The following is a 17,509-nucleotide window of genomic DNA, read 5'->3' as shown; positions in this document are numbered from 1 at the left end:
CTCCACCATAACGATGAACCCGGTGGCCACCAGCGACGCCGCATTCCGGGGTGGGGCATGCCCCACCCCGGAATACACCATCGCCTACACCGGAAATTACACCACGAGCGCGGACGCTAACACGGAACGTCTGTTGGCGAGGTCTGTCGCAAGGCAGGGATTAGCGAAGCGACGTACTATAATTGGCGCAAGAAATACGCCGGGCTGATGCCATCGGAGATGAAGCGGCTGCGTCAGCTCGAGGAGGAGAACGCGAAGCTCAAGCGGTTGGTCGCGGACCTGTCGCTTGACAAGGCGATGCTGCAGGATGTTGTCTCGCGAAAGCTCTGAGGCCTGATCGGCGGCGTCAGCTGGTTGATGATGTTCGCAGCACGTGGCAGGTCAGCATCCGGCGGGCCTGCAGCGTGCTCCGGGCGGAACGATCCAGCTACCACTATCGTGGCAAGGGTGCCGATCAGGCCGACCTTAAGCAGCGGATCAAGGAGATCGCGGAGACGCGGGTTCGGTACGGCTATCGCCGTATCCATGTGCTGCTTCGACGCGAAGGCTGGGCGATCAACGGCAAGCGAGTTTATCGGCTTTACAGGGAGATGGGTCTACAACTGCGCAAGAAGGCGCCGAAGCGGCGGGTAAAGGCAAAGCTGAGGGAAGGCCGCTGTGCGGCCTCCCGCGTCAATGATGTATGGGCCATGGACTTCGTCCATGACCAACTGGCGACTGGACCGAAGCTGCGGATTCTCACGGTGGTTGATACCTTCAGCCGGTTCTCGCCGGCAGTCGTTCCGCGGTTCCGGTTCCGGGCGCCGGACGTGGTTGAAGTGCTGGAACGGGTCTGCGCGCAAGTTGGCTACCCCGCCTCGATCCGGGTCGACCAAGGCAGCGAGTTTATCTCCCGCGAGCTCGACCTATGGGCTTACATGAAAGGCGTGACGCTTGACTTCTCGCGGCCTGGCAAGCCTACCGACAATGCGTTCATCGAGAGCTTCAACGGCAAGTTCCGGGCGGAATGCCTCAACGCCCACTGGTTCATGAGCCTGGATGACGCGGTGCGAAAATGCGAGGCTTGGCGTAGAGACTACAACGAGGTACGACCGCACAGCGCGATCGGCAACAAACCACCGATATCGCTTATGTTGGCGTCAGCGGCACATGGCCCGCCCTGATGTAAGCACGCTGGAAAGCCGCCAGCAGGGCGGTCCAGAAACGGGGTGCAGCTCAAAAGCTGCTGGGCTCTAATCCCGGCTGGTGGAAACCAGGGGGTCACGTCATAGACCATGTTAGGGTCAATATGATTGACTAGATGGTACAGTCTTGACCGGTCAAAAAAAATGGGTTCGCGAACTGTGAAGCGCGCCTTCAGCATACTCCTCGATCAAGAAAACACGAGCGTTGACGTCGAATTCAACAAAGTAGCCGAGCGCATAGCCACAAACGTGCTCAGGCAGCGTCTTGCCATCCGCTGACCAAATTCCATCATACGATGACTGTGTCAGCGTCCTAAGCCTTAAACGATCCTCCTCCTTTTCTGACGTCGGCCGGGTACTGCGCTTCATCTCAATGGCAATGAGGTTATCGCGTCCAGGAATCTCTCCACGGCTGTGGAGGATTAGGTCACAAACAATTCGGACGACATAGTAGCGATGGGCAAGCATCGTCTTAACCTTGCCATCCTGCTTGCGGTTGTAATCCGCATCCGCACGGTAGCCTTGTATCCCAGCCTCTATCGCAGCATTTTCAAGCAATGGTGCCCAGCAGGCGCAAAGATTGCGTTCCGCTGTACCATTGAGAATGTTCTTGGTTTCACGTTCCAGGAACAGCGTGAAAGACTGCTCGAACACCGATCTCAATTCCTCAAACATGAAAGCCACCCCGCCTCCGCTTTCCTATTGAACTCAGCATCGGTGTTCGCCCCAAAAGCGGTCCCAACGCAGCGCCGTTCCGCTCGCGACCATTGCACAAGAGAGATCGCCGCCCTTGGGCGAAACACACCAGGCAGCGGTTCGATCGCCGCCGGCACTGCCGACCGACACACATGACATGGTCGGGCCGCGAACGAGAATGTGGCCATGGGGACCGACCCCAATTGGTTCTCCAACCAAGGCCACAAGCGCATCACGCGCCTCTTCTGCAGAGGCTGCTGGGCAAGGTTGATTGGCACGACAGGATCCGTCTGCTTCCCGGGCGGCAATCCCCGAAAGACGAATGCGTGGTCCTTCCGAACACCATATCGGCCCGTCACCATCCCACACATGCGTCGGTGTGCAGGAGAAGCTCTGGCCGGCTGGAATGATGAGCGCAGCTGCGAGAAGCAAGCTCATTGGTCGATCATCCCTTGAGCAGACCCAACCCCGGTGATCGGACAATATGCAGGTAAATTGGTCAGAGAGCCCTCCATCCGATCAGCCAAACACAAAGTAGGCGACAGCCAAAGCAAGCAGAATCCAAACGATAGTCCCGCCTCCAGAGCTCTCTTGCTTTGCAGGTTGCCGACTTGGCGTTGGCTTGGAAATCGGCACCTTTGACACTGGTGTCGGCGTTCGCGGACGCGGGGTAGGATCAATCCGATATTTCGCGGCAGATATAATCGGCGTTGGCCTGGCCCGTCGTGGATTCTTGAATTCTGTGCCTTTGGTTATTCCAAAGCTTTCGAGCGTCGCAGGTTCGATATCAATTGCCTTCCGAGCGCGCGTCATTGCGACATAAAACAAGCGAAGCTCCGCGAGATTGCCTTTCCGCTTGGCATCACCTGTTTCTGTTTCCGATCTAGGATCATTCTCATCCTGGGGCTTCTGGTCAGGCTCTGCCTGTGGCGGAAGCGAGGGCATGAAATCGCCCGCGAGGCGAACACAGTCCCACTCTCGTCCCTTGGCCTTGTGCGCCGTGGAGATGATAAGGTCCGCGTCCTTTTCGCTATCAGCTGTCTTTCGAAGCTCGTTGATCAGCCGCTCTTCGCCAAAGCTCTCTACAAGACTCACAAAGGTCCGGATTTGCTCACCTTCAGGGAGCTTGGAAAACTCAACGACCTCGCTCCAGTGCTGAAAACCGAAGAACTCGGCAATGTCGGTCGCACGTCCTTGCTTGAGGTCCCTAACCCCATTCAGCATACGAATGAGCTCACCAATTCCCCCGACAATATGCGGATTTCGGCCAGCGGTAAGCGCCTCCAGTACGCTGCTCATCACGGTGGCATTCGTACGAGCGAGGATCGCATCAGGGTGGTCGACGCCAATGAAGCTCTCTACTGCGGGATTGCCCGTCAACGGGATCTTCTCGTCCAGCTTACGCAATACCGCGCTCGCCGCATCTGCAATCCTAGTCCCGAAGCGGAACGAGGTTGTCAGATATGTCGAATGGTCGGTCTTGGCCAAATCCATTGCATTTACAGCGCCTCGCCATTCGTAGATCTGCTGGTGCCGGTCGCCCACATACACGAGCTGCGATTGCTGTTTGCCCAAAACCCCCAGGACCACAGGGTTCGTGTCCTGAGCTTCGTCCAGCAAGATGAAGTCGGCGGACAGCCGCGGGTCCGAGAGCGCCCAGAGTTTCAGGTATCCGTCATGCCCCAGGGGAACCGGATCCGAGGGATCCGACATCCGCTGCCACATGATCCTTGCACCTTCGATCGCACGTCGCTCAAGCGTCTCGCGATCGGCTGGCGGCAACATCGCAAAGTTGCCCATGTGATCGAGATCGGGAACGTGACGATCATCGATCTGTTTGCGGCCACCTTGCATAAAGTGGCGCAGGGTTTCTCGGGCGAGGTGCGCCTGCGCTCGAGCAGTAATCTTCACCCCCGAAAGCCAGCCGTCCTCGCACCGCAAATGCTCTGCAAAGGCATTCACGTTCATGTTGTCCGTCATCTTCTTGATGTTGCGCTTATAGGCCGCTGGCGTGGCCCGAAAGGCGAGGCTGTGAACGGTTGAGCAGGTGACTGAGCTCGGAAATTTCTCCGACGCTTCCTGGGCAATCGACTTGTTGAATGCGAGGTACATCCCCCTTTCCGAACTTGTGCCAGCAAGCAGCTGCAAGGTGGTCGTTTTGCCAGTGCCTGCATAGGCATTGATCTTGAGCGAACCGCCGGTCCGAAACTTCTCTACGGCTTCATTTTGTTCGCTTGTCGGCTTCATTGTTTTCTCAGATTTGCAGGCGGCCGAGAGGAGCAGCCTGGCATTTTATCTCACAGTAAATGCTTAACTTTGATGCCAATGGCCAGCAGTTTGGTCAGTGAACGCAAGGAAATGGCTTCAAAGAACTGGGCAGGATCCGCCCCCTCCTTCGTGGGAGCATGGGAACTATTAGGCGCCCGGTAGTCCCGCAAACCTCTCTCTATGACGGGCTACATATTCCGGGCGCGGGTGCAGGCGCGTATCTCGAGGAAGATTGATGGGCTGGCCGGCGTTCGGGAAAAGCTGGAGCAGCTGCGCCGGGACCTTGTTGTGCGAAACCAGAAGCTCGAAATTCTCGCTCAGAGAAATAAGATGGCGATCGAACAGCCAGTGCGCGGTCGCTGATAGAGCAATGCCGTTTTGCACTTCGTCAGGACCACCTTCGCCCACACCCCAGATATGAGCGGCCTGGGCCTCGGCTTTGCCGCCACCGTTGACGATACGCAGGTTCGTGACCGCGCATGTGTCGTCATAGGCGGCAAGGACCTGCCCGCGAAACGCGGCATCGCGGATCTTGCGATTTACGAGAACTTGTTCGATCCGGCGCTCGCTCAATGGCCCAGCAATAAGCGCCTCAGTTTCCGGATCGAGATGCCTCTGATCAAGTTCAAGGCGGATGGCGTTGGCAGGATCGAACGTCTCGCTCAGACCCCCGTTCACGATTTCGGCAAAGTCAGTGCCACTCAGGGTGCGAATGGAGCGCCCTCTTAGTGAGCGGCCAGCCGCGCTGGCGTCTGGCAAATCACGCAAGAATTGCTCAGCGAACCGGCCGCCAGCATCCCTATAAGGCACTGGCCGATCGAGTTCGAGAAATTGGCTGACCCGCGCATAATACATGCCTCGAGCCTCGGGGTCGGGATCAATGCGATCAACATGAGCCACCGCGAAATAGGCCATCCGGCCACCCTCAGCACGAGTTTCTCTATAGAGGATCCAGTCGCCGACACATTGCTGCGCGTGCGGCAGGTAATCCTGCGGGAAGTGGTAGTGTTGGGATGGCTTATCCTTGTAGCGCGAGGCGCCGCTGACTTCGAATACGCCCTTCATACGCGCTCATCCCTTGCCGAACGCTCCCTTGAATAGACGATCAAGCACCGGAAGCAATCCGCCGAGAATTATCATGTGGTTAGGCTCAGTTTTCTGCCTTCCAACCTGAGCATCTATTTGTTTGGCTAAATGCTAGCCAAGGCTATTTAATGGTTTGCACCACTGCAGGAGCAACCATGAGCATTGGCCGATGATCTTCTTCTTCGACACAGAAACGACGGGGCTCTCTCCGCACTCCGATCATGTCGTGCAGCTGGCCTGGGCCGTTACCGATAATGACGGGCGACTGATCAACGAGGATTGCAGGATCATTAAGCCTTCAGGCTACGAGATCCCTTGGTCGGCAACGAGGATTCACGGCATTTCAATTGAACACGCTCAGCGCCATGGCGAAGATCTCAATGCGGTACTGTCACGCTTTGTAGCTGACGTCGGCCAAGCCAAGCTTCTCGTCGCTCATAACATATTGGCCTGCTGCCGGTTTGATGGACACCGAGATAAGTTCATTCAGGCTACCCCAGCTTCACGTTCGAAGTCGATAGGACTGAGGTAACCCAGGGTCGAGTGACGCCGGGTCGGGTTGTAGAAGCATTCGATATAATCGAACACGTCGGCCTTCGCCTGCGCCCTCGTGCGGTAGATTTTCTTCCCGATCCGCTCGGTCTTGAGCGAGGAGAAGAAGCTCTCCATGGCGGCATTATCCCATACATTGCCGGACCGGCTCATCGAGCAGGTGACCCCATTATCGGCCATCAGCCGCTGGAACTGCTGGCTGGTATATTGGCTTCCCTGATCCGAGTGATGCAGCAGCGCGTCGGGTTTGCCACGCCGCCAGATCGCCATGATCAGCGCGTCGGTGACGAGCTGGGCTGTCATGGTGGCGCTCATCGACCATCCGACTACCCGGCGCGAGAACAGGTCGATCACCGCCGCAACGTAGAGCCATCCTTCGGCCGTCCAGATATAGGTGAAGTCTGCGACCCACTTCTGGTTCGGCCTGTCGGCCGTGAACTGGCGATCGAGCACGTTGTCGGCGATGACCGAACGCTCGCCATGATCCTTGGGAAGCCCGCGCCGCCGCGGCCTTGCTCGCAGACCCTGCTCGCGCATGAGCCGTTCGATCCGGTGTAGACCGCAGGATATCCCATCGGCCAGCAGATCGTGCCAGACACGGTGCGCGCCATAGGTGCGATAACTTCCTACATGGCTGGCACGGACCTTCGCACCGATCACCTCGTCGTCGCGGGCACGCTGCGACGGCGGACGGATCAGCCAGGCATGGAAGCCGCTTCGCGAGACACCGAGCGCCCCGCACATCCATGCCACCTGCCAGATCCCTCGGTGCTTCGCGATGAACTGGAACTTCATATCGAGTCCCTCGCGAAGTAGGCGGCGGCTTTTTTTAGGATGTCGCGCTCCGCCTTCAGCTTGGCCAGCTCGCGCCGCAGGCGATCGATCTCCATCTGCTCCGGCTTCATCTGGCCGTGACCGGGAAAGGCATGGCCCGGATCGGCCGCAAGCTCCCGAACCCATTTGCGCAGCACGTTCGCATGCACATCCAGATCGCGCGACGCCTGGGCGATCGTTACCCCGCGTTCGCGGACCATCCTCACCGCCTCAAGCTTGAACTCGCGGCTGAACTTCCTTCTTTGCATTGTGGACCTCCGATAGGTGGAAACACCCTATCTCGGTGTCCACCAAACCGGCAGCAGGCCAGTCAATGAATTCTGCGCCTGGGCCCGCATCGGCCGCACGCGCTTCTACGAGATCATCAATTCCGGCGAGCTGCGCGCGGTCAAGTACGGCCGCCGGACCTTCGTCCCGACCAAGGCCGCCGACGAATGGCTGGCGAACTGTCCCGCCTATCGCCCGCAGAAGGATCTGGCTGCCTGAGCACCCTCAGGGCAGCGAAGGAAAGTCCGCCCTCCGATACGGCCCGACCATCTCGGCCAGGGCCCGCGGCGCGAGCACTTCCACGCTCGAGCCCCATGAGTAGAGGTGCCACGCCATCTCGAGATGGCCCGAAGCGCTGAACCGCACGATCAGGGAGCCATCCTCGCACCGCTCCGACGTCTGGGTCGGATGGAACAGGAAGCGGCTGGCGCGCTCCGCTGCATCGGGCGCAAAGCGCCACACCACTTCGCCGAACTCAGCATCATTGTGAAACGAACCGAAGGCGCGGCTGGCATGGGCGCGAAGATCGAAATCGGCAGGATACGGAAAGCTCGACGCCAGGACCTCGGCCTCGCTGATGTCCTCCACGCGGTAATGACGGAAGCGCCCGTCCTTCTTTGCCAGATCCCGCCCAACCAGATAGCGCCGGGCGCCCAGCAAGAGCCCTAACGGCTCGATCTTGCGCCAGCTTGCCTCAGCGTCGCCGCGGCTGCGGTAGGCAAGCCTAAGATGAAACGGGCCCTTCAGAGCCTGCGAGATCGCGCGATCAACCTCTGCTGCCACGGCAGGCTGGGGGCCAGGTCGTGCGGCATAGCCGAGGGCCTCGAGCAGGACCTCCTCGTCAACCGCCAGCCGCCACCCGCTCTCGGGCGGGATCAGCGCCCTCACCTTGCGGTCGAGCCCGGCCAGCCGCTCGGCTTCTGCAACAAGACCGGTTCGGCGAAGTTCGCCGACCGCCGTGGTCATGGCCGCAAGCTCATCGGCAGAGGGCGACAGCAATTGCGCGATCGCGCGAGCCGGAACCCGCCAGTAGTGGCGCCGACCCCCCTCATCGATCCAGTGTTCGGTTGCAGGAAATGCCTCCTCGAGGGCGCCAATCATCCGCTGCGCTGTTCGGCGCACACAACCGAACTCGGCCTCGACGTCAGCGAGACAAACCCCACGCCGTGACGTCGCCATCATGGCGAGGCGGAGCAGGTCGACAGCCTTGGAAAACGACACGGCACCTCCCTGGGATGACAGTTTTTGTCGCCCTCGTCCTTCATAACCGATTTGCACGAACAGGAAAGGACCCGACATGGCATTTACCCACCACGCACAGACCCGCCTCCAGCAGCGCGGCATTCCGACCGAAGCGGTCGATGCGCTGCTCGCCTATGGCAACACCCGCAGGCACCATGGCGCCGATGTCTATTACCTCGACCGGCAGGCGCGTTCGCGGGCCAGGGCAGGGCTCGGCGCTCAGCTCTTCAATCGCATCGAGAAGGCTCTCGATTCCTACCTCGTCGTAGGCGACGACGGCGCGGTCATCACCGCTGCGCATCGACTGCAGCGGCTCAAGTTCTGAAGGATGCACGCAGTGACCCGTATCCCGGCCCATTTCAAAAACTGCATTCTTGTCAGCCATTTGGGGGCGTCGTACTGTCCGCCCCTCACCCGGAACGTGGAGCAATCCTGAACATGCGCAAGCACAACTCCCGATTGCTGCACTCGGCCTCGGACCTCAACGCCTTCCTTGGCTGCGCGCACGCCGCAGCGCTCAATCTCCGGAAGCTGCAAGACCCTCAGTCGCTTCCCGAGAAGGCCGAGGACGACGAGACCATGGTCCTGATCCAGGACGCCGGTCACGCCCACGAGGCAGACTATCTGGCCTCGCTGCGTCAGTCCGGTGATGTGGCGGAGATCTCGAGCGAAGGAACGCTCGAGGAGCGCGCAGAGGCAACCCTTGCCGCCATGCAGGCAGGTGCGACCTTCATCTATCAGGCGACCTTTCTCGATCCGCCCTGGCACGGCTTTGCCGACTTCCTTCGCCGCGTCGATCTCGACACCGACCTCGGCAACTGGGGCTACGAAGTCATCGACACCAAGCTGGCCCGCTCCCCTGACCCCAAGCATGTAATCCAGCTGGCGCTCTATTCGAAGATGATCGCGAGGGTGCAGGGAGAGCCGCCGCACGCAATGCACCTGGTCCTTGGCGACGGCGCGGAAGCGAGCTTCCGCCGGGTCGAGTTCGAGCACTTCGTCAGTGCGGCAAGTGATCGCTATCTTTCCTTCATTGATGAAGGCGCGCAAGGCTCGCGCCCCGAGCCCTGCAAGGCCTGTTCGCTCTGCGGCTGGCGCGATGTCTGTGCCGCCCAATGGGAGGAGGAAGATCACCTCCACCAGGTGGCGGGCATTCAGAGCACGCAGATCGACAAGCTGCGCGCGGCCGGCATCAACACCGTTGCAGATCTTGGCGCGCTCCCGGCAGGCACGCAGATCCCCCGGCTCGCTCCGCGCACCTTCGAGCGCCTGCGGGCGCAGGCAGCCATGCAGGTTGCGCGGCGGACGGGTGAGCCCAGGACCGAGCCGCTGCCGATCGAACCGGGGCGCGGTTTCTTGCGCATGCCCGCGCCGAGCCCCCACGACCTCTTCTTCGACCTCGAGGGCGATCCCCTCCATCCCGATGGCCTTGAGTATCTCTGGGGTGTCCACTATCGTGACCCCTCAGGCGAACCCTTCTTCCGCCATGCCTGGGGGCATGACCGTGCAGCCGAGCGGGCCGCCTTCGAGAGCATGGTCGATTTCTTCACCGAACACTGCGCGCGGCACCCCGACGCACACATCTATCACTACGCGCCCTACGAAGTGACGGTGCTGCGCCGCCTTTCAACCGCCTTTGCCAGCCGCGAGGCGGCGGTCGACAACCTCCTACGCGGCGAGAAGCTGGTCGATCTCTATTCGATCGTTCGCGGCGCCATCCGGACATCCGAACCGGATCTCAGCCTCAAGACGCTCGAGATCTTCTTTGCCGAGAAGCGCGGCGAGGATGTCCAGAAGGCCGACCAGTCGATCGTCCACTATCACCGCTGGCGCGAGACCGCCGATCAGGCACTGCTCGACGGCATTCTCGCCTACAACAAGGTCGACTGCGAGAACACCGAAGGCCTGCGCGACTGGCTGCTTACGCTCCGGCCCGATCTTCCCTGGTGGACTAAGTCCGGTCCCGAGCCATCCCCTGAAAAGAGCGAGGAGGCTCAGCGCCGCGAGGGACGGCTTGATGCGCTGCGCCGGGCAATCACGGCTGGCTCTGCCCCGCCATCCGGCCGTGGCCGCGAGCTTACCTCGCACCTCATCGACTTTCACACCCGCGCCAAGAAGCCCGAACAATGGGCCATCTTCGATCGCTGCGAGCGAGAGGAAGACGAACTGGTCGATGACGGCGAATGCATCGGGGCGATCTCGCCCGCGAGCGGGGACTGGCTGCGCCCCGAAAAGCAGTCGATCGTCGCGACCTACCGGTTCCCTGCCCAGGACACCAAGCTGCGCGAAGGCAAGGAGGCGCTCCACGCACCGACCCGCGAGCGGCTCGGAACCGTCTTTGCCATCGACCGCGAGCAGGGCATTGTCGAGGTCAAGCGCGGCAAGAAGGCAGGCAGCGAATTCCCGACTGGCGGGTCACTCATTCCCGGCTGGCCGCTCGACACCACGCAGCTTGAGCTCGCAGTCGAACGCGTCGCCGAGGCCTGGGCCTCGCACGACCCGGCTGGCCCCAGTGAGTCGCGCTACCGGGCGCTTTCCGACATTGTCGAGCGAACCGGTCCTCGCCTGCTCGACTGGCAGGGCGGGACGCTTGTCAGGGACAACGAGACATTGGTCGATGCCGCAATCGCACGCGCCCTGGCGCTCGATCATTCTGCACTCTTTATCCAGGGCCCTCCGGGGACCGGCAAGACCTACACCAGTGCCCACATGATCCTCTCGCTGATCGCAGCAGGCAAGAAGGTCGGGGTTTCCTCGAACAGCCACAAGGCGATCAACAATCTCCTCGGGAAGATCGAGGAGATCGCAGAAAAGGAAGGCGTTCATGTGTTCGGCGCCAAGAAGGTCTCGCCCGGCGATCCGGACAGCTACCTCAACGGCCAGATGATTTATGACCTCGCCGACAATGGCGATGTCGAAGAAGGCGGTTATGACCTCGTCGGGGGCACTGCCTGGCTCTTTGCCCGCCCCGCCTTCGATCAGCATTTCGACTATCTCGTCGTCGACGAGGCCGGGCAGGTCTCACTCGGGCACCTGCTCGCCATGGGTTCGGCGGCGAAGAACATCATTCTGGTCGGGGATCAGATGCAGCTTGGCCAGCCAATCCAGGGCGCACACCCGGGCGATAGCGGACTCTCCGCACTCGACTATCTGCTCGAGGGCGCGGCAACGATCGCGCCGGAGAGAGGCATTCTCCTTGATACGAGCTGGCGCATGAACCCCTCGATCGGGAGCTTCATCTCGCGGGCCGTTTATGATGGCCGCCTCAGGTCCCATCCCGCTTGCGAGCAACAGACCCTGCTCCCTGGTGAAGATGCGGATCCCACCCTGCCTCCTCACGGGATCCGCATGATCCCGATGGACCACACCGGCTGCAGGCAGATCAGTGAGGCGGAGGTCGCGAAGACGGTGGAGCTGGTCGATGCGCTGCTCGGCACCCGTTTCATCGACTTCGATGGTGAGGAAGGGACGATCGGTCTCGACAACATCCTCGTCGTTGCACCCTTCAACATCCAGGTGAATGCGCTCAAGGACGCGCTTCCCGAGGGAGCCAGGGTCGGCACGGTCGACAAGTTCCAGGGGCAGGAGGCCGAGATTGTCATCGTCAGCATGACGACCTCATCGCCCGACGACCTCCCGCGCCACGTCGACTTCTTTTATTCGAAGAACAGGCTCAATGTGGCCGTCAGCCGCGCACGGGCGCTCGCCATCGTCCTTGCCAATCCGAAATTGCTCGAGCTCGAGGCGACCACGGTCGAACACCTTAAACTCGTCAATACGCTCGCCTGGCTCAATAACGAGGCAAGTAATTGAAGAAGCGACTGGATCGAAACGGAGAAATTTGGAAGATGCGCGCGGGGGTATTTCGCTGGTGACCGAAGACAAGTTCAGGGAATGGATGGCGAGCGAAGGGCTGGTAGCCAGCTCGATCGCGACGCGGATCTCCGATCTGCGGCGGGTCGAGAAGCAGTTCGGCGACCTCGACGCAGCTTTCGATCACGATGGCTGCGCGAGCATCTTCGAAAAGCTTACCTATACCGCAGCCGATCAGGCGGCAGGCAAGCCCAACCCTTCCGGGCTTGAAATCGACGGAAAGGTCTACGACAGCCTGTCAGGCTACAAGTCGGCAGTGTCAGCCTATGTCCGCTTCAGGAACGGTGAGACAGCCGCCGGAGACATGAGCCAGGCGGACCGGGTTCGCCAGCATGTGGCTGACAATTACGCGACCCCGGCTCGCCGGAGAGGCGAAAACCAGTTCTCGGTGGTATCAGGGGACATCCACCGCGACCTTGGGCTCGCCAATGCCATGCCAGCCGTCTGCAGCGCTCTGGACAGTCGCAAGTTTGCCGAGCTGATCGATGGAGAATTGATCGACCGGGCCGGACCCGCCAATTCCTCGACTGTCCGCTTTACCTTCAGGCTCAATACCGAAGGGGCTTTCGATATCGCCGCTGCCGAGCGCGAATTGAAGCGACGCTACGGTGAAGAGATCCCGACCATCAAGGATACCGGCAACCGCTATGTCACGAGCTTTGCCTTGCCCGATGAGCGCCAGGTCGCGCTCGAAAAGGAAGGCCAATCGGTCCGGATCTGGATCGAAGGCGGCAGGGACAATCCGCCGCCTGCAGGTTCCCCGGATTACTACGCCCCCGACCAGGGGCGACAATCCAATCTCCCCAGCCGCCTCAAGCACATGCCGCCCGGCGGCGCGCAGCCACGCCAGGTCATCAAGATCACGTTTGCCGATCGGGCGAGCTTCAACCGCGTGCTCGACTGGTATGAAGCGCAAGGGTCAGCCGCAGGCACGCTGACTCGCGCCGCGGTCATCGCCGCGATCCGCGAGTGCGAAGAGCTCGGAACCGACCCGTTCCTCGACAAGCATGGCTTCAGGCGCCCCAGAACCTACTGGATTGCCGAAGAGGGCAAGTTCTACCCCTGCAAGGCCATCGCCAATGTCGCGCTGCGCACCGTCGAAGGAGCCGATACCCAGATCCGTGATGCTACCCGTTCGCGCGAGCTCATATCGCGTCTGGGATTCAGGGTCGTCGACAGTCTCGATGAAAGAATAGATGCAGCCGAGCTCGCGCGGCTCAAGCAGCGCTTTCTCAGCAAGTTTCCTGATTTTGAGCCGGCCGGTTTTGCGGCGAGCGAAGGCGGATATTTCGATGAGGAGCGAGGATACAAGGAATCCCTGCTTGAAAAGGCACAGGCAGCGCTGGACGATGAATCCGTGTCTGAAGAAGAGCTGGGCGGGCGCTTCCTTGATATTCTGACCGGTCCGCAATCGGGGCTGCTCGGCTGGCGCACCGATGCTCGGATGAGGAGCCTTCGCGCCAGCCACCCGGGGATCCTCGAAACTGAAGCTGGAAACCTTATCCTTTCCGAGGACGACCCAGCCGTAGCCCTCGATCGTTTCGTCAAGGCCACCTGGCCGATCCTCAGCGAGGGACAGGACAAGAGCCAACCCTACAGCGAGAGCCGCAATATTCCCTCGATGCTGCTGGCTCTTGCGCATCCGACAGAAGCGATGGGGATCAATACGGATCCCCTCTGGCGCGCAAGCAAGGCGCTGACAGGCAAGTCTCCCTTCGGAAACAATCCCGTCAACGAGGACGAATATGCAGCCGTCCTCGACCTTGCCGACACACTGTTCGAGAAATTCGAGGAATGGGGTTGGCAGCCGCGCGATCTCTGGGATGTCCAGGGGTTCATCTGGGTCGTCAGGGAGACCCAGGACGCAGCCCAGCCCGACAATGATTCAGATCACGACGAGACCAAGCCCATGCCCAGACCCACCAATCTCATTCTTTACGGCCCTCCCGGGACCGGAAAGACCTACCGGACCGCGAAGGAAGCCGTAGCGCTTTGCGATGGCTCGGCTCCCAATGACCGATCCGAACTGAAGGCACGCTACGATACGCTCGTCGAGGCGGGGCAGATCGGCTTTGTCACCTTCCACCAGTCATACGCCTACGAGGACTTCGTCGAGGGCCTGCGCCCAGAGACAGGAAATGGTGAAGGCGAAGATGAAGGCGCTGCGGCTGGCTTCCGTCTGGAACCCAAGCGAGGAATATTTCGGGAAATATCCGCTCTTGCCCAGCAATCCCGGCGCAATGTCGGCAGGCCAACGGGGCTCGACCTTAGCGGTCGCGAGTTCTTCAAGATGTCTCTTGGCCGAGCGGGCAGCGAAGATCATATCTATGATGCTGCCATCGAAGGGAATTACATAGTTCTTGGCTGGGGCGGCGATGTGGACTGGTCCGACCCCCGATATGATGACTATCAGGCCATCTTCGACAAGTGGAACGAGCTTCATCCAGGCACACATGGCTCGGATGGCAACATCTCGCAGCTTTGGCGATTCCGCAGCTCCATGAAGGAGGGTGACATCGTCATAGTTCCGGATGGGAATTCAAGCTTCCGCGCCATTGGCGAGGTTGTCGGCCGATACGAATATGCGCCGACCGACGTCCGCGAATACAACCATCGCCGCGCCGTTCGCTGGCTTCTTGTCCTCGACGAATCCTTGCCCGTTGAGACCATCCATGATGGCAAGTTCACCATGCGCACCTGCTATCTGCTGAAGCGCAACCGGATGAAGCTCGAGGCGCTATCGCGTCTGCTGCCTGGCAATGCTCCGGCTTCCGACGCCTCTCCTGACCAGTTCGTTCTCATCATCGACGAGATCAACCGCGCCAATATCTCCAAGGTCTTCGGCGAGCTGATCACGCTCATCGAGGAAGACAAGCGGATCGGCGGTGCCAACCAGACGACCGTCAAGCTTCCCTATTCCGGCGATGTCTTCGGGGTGCCCGACAACCTCCACATCATTGGCACCATGAACACCGCCGACCGCTCGATCGCGCTCCTTGATACCGCGCTTCGCCGCCGGTTCACCTTCCGCGAGCTCATGCCCGAGCCTGACCTGCTCGAGGAGGCCGCCGAACGGACAGGTGTGCCCCTGGTTGGACTGCTGCGCCGACTCAACGAGCGGATCGAATATCTCTTCGACCGCGAGCATCAGATCGGCCACGCCTACTTCATGAACTGCCGGACGATCGAAGACGTCCACGAGACGATGCAACACCGCGTCATCCCGCTCCTCGCCGAATATTTCTACGAGGACTGGAACAAGGTCGCGCTCGTGCTCGGCGATGCCGAAGGCGCAGGACGCTTTCTCACTCGCAGCCAGCTGTCTCCACCGGCTGGCATCCAGTCCGATGGCTTCAGCGAGGATCGCTGGCGCTGGCAGGTTCGCGATCACTTCGACGCCAGTGCCTACGACGCCTTTGCATGATCAGCCGGACAGTCCTTGAATGGCGCAAGATCCGCTATGGCGACGGGCCCGAGGAAATACCCGAATGGGCCGCTGACCGGATTGCCGCCGTCGCGCGCGCGAACCCGCTTGGCGGCGAGGAAGGCGCGCGCATCCTGCAGCATGGCCGGAATGCGCTGCGCGCGCAGCAGGTTGTCGGCGTCATCGCTGCCCAGGATTGCACGCTCGAAATCCTTCCCAAGATCGACGGGCTTGGCGATGGCGACAGCGCGGCAAGCCAGGCCCAGATCCGGCGCAATCTCGTGCACATGCTTGCGGTTGCACTCGATCTCGACATTGCCGCAGGCCAGATGGCGCGGCTCGGCTGGCAGGATGAAAACCTGCTCGAGGTTCTGATCCGCCTCTTCTGCGATAGGCTCTTCGAAGCCGTGCATCTTGGCTTGCCTCGGCGCTACGTGTCCATGGAAGAAGACATTCCGACGCTGCGCGGACGGCTCGATGTCATTCGGCAGTTCTCCACTCTGGCTGCAAGCCCGGACCGGCTGGCGTGCCGCTTCGATGAATTGTCGAGCGACATCCCGCTCAACCAGATCATGAGGGCCGCCGTCGCCCGCCTGCTGCAGCTGTCGCGGTCCACACACAATCAGCGCAGGCTGCGCGAGCTGTCGTTCGCCTTTGCCGACGTGAGCGACGTGCCGGTCCAGTCGCTGCGCTGGAACAGCGTGATCCTCGACCGCACCAATGCCCGCTGGAAGGATCTCCTCGAGCTCGCCCGACTTCTCCTCGGCGAGCGCTTCCAGACGACTACCAGCGGACGCGGACAAGGCTTCTCGCTACTCTTTGAAATGAACACCCTGTTCGAGGAGTTCGTAGGGCGAACACTCAGGCGCGCCCTCGTCGGCACAGGTCTTCAGGTCGATCTCCAGGGCGGAAGGCTGCATTGCCTCGCAGAGCTCGGCGAAGACCACGTACCAACGGGCCGGCGCCGCTTCATGACCAAGCCGGACATCATCATTCGTCGAGGTCCCGAACGGTTGATGATCATCGACACCAAGTGGAAGCGCCTCGCGCCTTCAATCGACGATCCCAAGCAGGGCGTGAGCCAGTCAGACGTCTACCAGATGATGGCCTATGGCAGGATCTACCAGTGCCCCGATCTGATGTTGCTCTACCCCCACCACGATGACCTGAAGTCGCTCGCAGGCTTTCAGAGCCAGCATTCTGTTGTCGGTAGCGAGGATACACTGATTGCAGCGACCCTGGACTTGTCTGATCTGAAGACGGCCGCATTGCAGGCCGGAAACCTCATCAGGCCTCAGAACCAATTTGAAGCAGGGGCAACTCCAGGCTTGATTTTTCAGACACATGGAAGCCAGTTACCTGGCTGAACGGGGTAAGGCTTCGACTTCCAGGGCGCTAGTCTTGAAGCCTTTATTCAATTGAGGGACAAATGAACGAGATTCTCGAGCAAATACTCGATCTGTTTTTGGGCGTGCTTGACTTTGTGTACGGTGAGCGCTGGGTCGCACCATTCGTCCTGCTGCCGATCATGTTCGCCGCCGCCTTTATCGTCAGGCAGCGAGCAAAGAAGAGGGTGGTCCCCTACCTTGCTGCTGCACGGGAACGGATCGACGCACTGCAGTCGGCTCTAGGGACTGATCGAGATCCCGATGCCGAAAGGCACACCTTTGCCGAGAGCTACATCGAGGTTTCGGGCGCGATGGGGACCGAGCAGGAAGGCGCACATAACCTCGTCCAGGCCTGGCGTGAATTTCAGGAATCCATGGTCGATGAGAGCGCCTCACCCGTGCGCAATACCAATCGTCCAAGCGCGTTCTTCAACCGCGCAGCGCCAAAGCTCACCGTCCTGCATTTCGCCTCGAATATCTTCGTCGGCGTCGGGCTTATCCTGACCTTCCTCGGGCTGATCGTCGCACTCAACACAGCAGCGCAGAACATGGGTGAAGACATCACCGCTGCGAAATGTCTGTCGTCAGAACATTTGGCGCAGATCGCGGCGTTGATTAGCGGAGCGCGGGCCTCGTCCTGGGGTTGATATTAAGCGGCGAGCTTGCGGTGCTGCAAGCGTCGGTGTTCGATGGTC

13 protein-coding genes and 1 pseudogene are annotated in these 17,509 nt (G+C 60.6%); 8 read left to right on the top strand and 6 right to left on the bottom strand.

The genetic code is table 11. The features are described 5' to 3' along the window. Positions 1–123: 123 nt before the first annotated feature. A pseudogene (locus L0963_RS19085) lies at positions 124–1,163 on the top strand (IS3 family transposase); the annotation flags it as partial. Between the two features lie 156 nt (positions 1,164–1,319). Here the strand turns inward: L0963_RS19085 and L0963_RS19080 are convergent. From L0963_RS19080 to L0963_RS19065, 4 genes are all read right to left on the bottom strand, one after another. Further along, complete coding sequence (locus L0963_RS19080) at positions 1,320–1,859, bottom strand: hypothetical protein (protein WP_217372503.1); 540 nt, start codon at positions 1,857–1,859, stop codon at positions 1,320–1,322. Positions 1,860–1,892: 33 nt separating this feature from the next. Continuing rightward, complete coding sequence (locus L0963_RS19075; RefSeq protein ID WP_234181284.1) at positions 1,893–2,318, bottom strand: thermonuclease family protein; 426 nt, start codon at positions 2,316–2,318, stop codon at positions 1,893–1,895. 81 nt (positions 2,319–2,399) lie between these two features. Beyond that, positions 2,400–4,127: a UvrD-helicase domain-containing protein gene (locus L0963_RS19070; protein WP_217372504.1), complete on the bottom strand. Its 1,728-nt coding sequence runs from the start codon at positions 4,125–4,127 to the stop codon at positions 2,400–2,402. A gap of 168 nt (positions 4,128–4,295) precedes the next feature. Continuing rightward, on the bottom strand, positions 4,296–5,213 hold the full coding sequence (locus L0963_RS19065) for an HNH endonuclease (protein ID WP_217372505.1): 918 nt from the start codon (positions 5,211–5,213) through the stop codon (positions 4,296–4,298). Between the two features lie 190 nt (positions 5,214–5,403). On the opposite strand from L0963_RS19065, the gene L0963_RS19060 reads away from it, so the two are divergent. Next, complete coding sequence (locus L0963_RS19060; protein WP_217372506.1) at positions 5,404–5,766, top strand: 3'-5' exonuclease; 363 nt, start codon at positions 5,404–5,406, stop codon at positions 5,764–5,766. Here the strand turns inward: L0963_RS19060 and L0963_RS19055 are convergent. After that, positions 5,721–6,868 (bottom strand): IS3 family transposase gene (locus tag L0963_RS19055; protein ID WP_217372507.1). Its coding sequence is split into 2 segments (ribosomal slippage): positions 5,721–6,610 and positions 6,610–6,868, totalling 1,149 coding nucleotides; the frame shifts between segments, so codons are not numbered across the junction. The two genes, L0963_RS19060 and L0963_RS19055, sit on opposite strands and share 46 nt — an antisense overlap. 16 nt (positions 6,869–6,884) lie before the next feature. On the opposite strand from L0963_RS19055, the gene L0963_RS19050 reads away from it, so the two are divergent. Continuing rightward, a complete protein-coding gene (locus L0963_RS19050) occupies positions 6,885–7,106 on the top strand; it encodes a helix-turn-helix domain-containing protein (RefSeq protein WP_217372508.1) in 222 nt (73 codons plus the stop codon). Between the two features lie 6 nt (positions 7,107–7,112). Here L0963_RS19050 and L0963_RS19045 read toward each other — a convergent pair whose 3' ends face one another. Continuing rightward, entirely contained in the window at positions 7,113–8,108 is a 996-nt protein-coding gene (locus L0963_RS19045) for a helix-turn-helix transcriptional regulator (RefSeq protein ID WP_234181283.1), read from the bottom strand. Positions 8,109–8,184: 76 nt separating this feature from the next. Here L0963_RS19045 and L0963_RS19040 point away from each other — a divergent pair, with 76 nt between their 5' ends. From L0963_RS19040 to L0963_RS19020, 5 genes are all read left to right on the top strand, one after another. Next, positions 8,185–8,454, top strand: a complete 270-nt coding sequence (locus L0963_RS19040; RefSeq protein WP_217372509.1) for a DUF4258 domain-containing protein — start codon at positions 8,185–8,187, stop codon at positions 8,452–8,454. A 113-nt stretch (positions 8,455–8,567) separates the two neighbouring features. After that, positions 8,568–11,942, top strand: coding sequence for a TM0106 family RecB-like putative nuclease (locus L0963_RS19035; RefSeq protein ID WP_217372510.1), 3,375 nt, complete (start codon positions 8,568–8,570; stop codon positions 11,940–11,942). 58 nt (positions 11,943–12,000) lie between these two features. Then, the gene (locus L0963_RS19855) at positions 12,001–15,426 is read left to right on the top strand and encodes an AAA family ATPase (protein ID WP_217372511.1); all 3,426 of its coding nucleotides are present in this window, start codon (positions 12,001–12,003) and stop codon (positions 15,424–15,426) included. Further along, positions 15,423–16,793 carry an McrC family protein gene (locus L0963_RS19025; protein WP_217372512.1) on the top strand — a complete coding sequence of 457 codons (1,371 nt, stop codon included), beginning with the start codon at positions 15,423–15,425 and terminating at the stop codon, positions 16,791–16,793. Before L0963_RS19855 ends, L0963_RS19025 begins: the two co-directional genes overlap by 4 nt. A 62-nt stretch (positions 16,794–16,855) precedes the next feature. Further along, positions 16,856–17,461: a hypothetical protein gene (locus L0963_RS19020; RefSeq protein ID WP_217372513.1), complete on the top strand. Its 606-nt coding sequence runs from the start codon at positions 16,856–16,858 to the stop codon at positions 17,459–17,461. The last annotated feature ends 48 nt before the right edge of the window (positions 17,462–17,509 follow it).

The organism is Sphingopyxis sp. NFH-91, assembly GCF_021401285.1.
GTDB lineage: Bacteria > Pseudomonadota > Alphaproteobacteria > Sphingomonadales > Sphingomonadaceae > Sphingopyxis > Sphingopyxis terrae_A.
This window is presented reverse-complemented; position numbering and strand designations above follow the sequence as displayed.

What these genes read in the sequence shown, in the direction of transcription:
- L0963_RS19080 (WP_217372503.1), bottom strand. Translation starts at nt 1,859, where the DNA reads ATGTTTGAGGAATTGAGATCGGTGTTCGAGCAGTCTTTCACGCTGTTC.
- L0963_RS19075 (WP_234181284.1), bottom strand. Translation starts at nt 2,318, where the DNA reads ATGAGCTTGCTTCTCGCAGCTGCGCTCATCATTCCAGCCGGCCAGAGC.
- L0963_RS19070 (WP_217372504.1), bottom strand. Translation starts at nt 4,127, where the DNA reads ATGAAGCCGACAAGCGAACAAAATGAAGCCGTAGAGAAGTTTCGGACC.
- L0963_RS19065 (WP_217372505.1), bottom strand. Translation starts at nt 5,213, where the DNA reads ATGAAGGGCGTATTCGAAGTCAGCGGCGCCTCGCGCTACAAGGATAAG.
- L0963_RS19060 (WP_217372506.1), top strand. Translation starts at nt 5,404, where the DNA reads ATGATCTTCTTCTTCGACACAGAAACGACGGGGCTCTCTCCGCACTCC.
- L0963_RS19040 (WP_217372509.1), top strand. Translation starts at nt 8,185, where the DNA reads ATGGCATTTACCCACCACGCACAGACCCGCCTCCAGCAGCGCGGCATT.
- L0963_RS19035 (WP_217372510.1), top strand. Translation starts at nt 8,568, where the DNA reads ATGCGCAAGCACAACTCCCGATTGCTGCACTCGGCCTCGGACCTCAAC.
- L0963_RS19025 (WP_217372512.1), top strand. Translation starts at nt 15,423, where the DNA reads ATGATCAGCCGGACAGTCCTTGAATGGCGCAAGATCCGCTATGGCGAC.
- L0963_RS19020 (WP_217372513.1), top strand. Translation starts at nt 16,856, where the DNA reads ATGAACGAGATTCTCGAGCAAATACTCGATCTGTTTTTGGGCGTGCTT.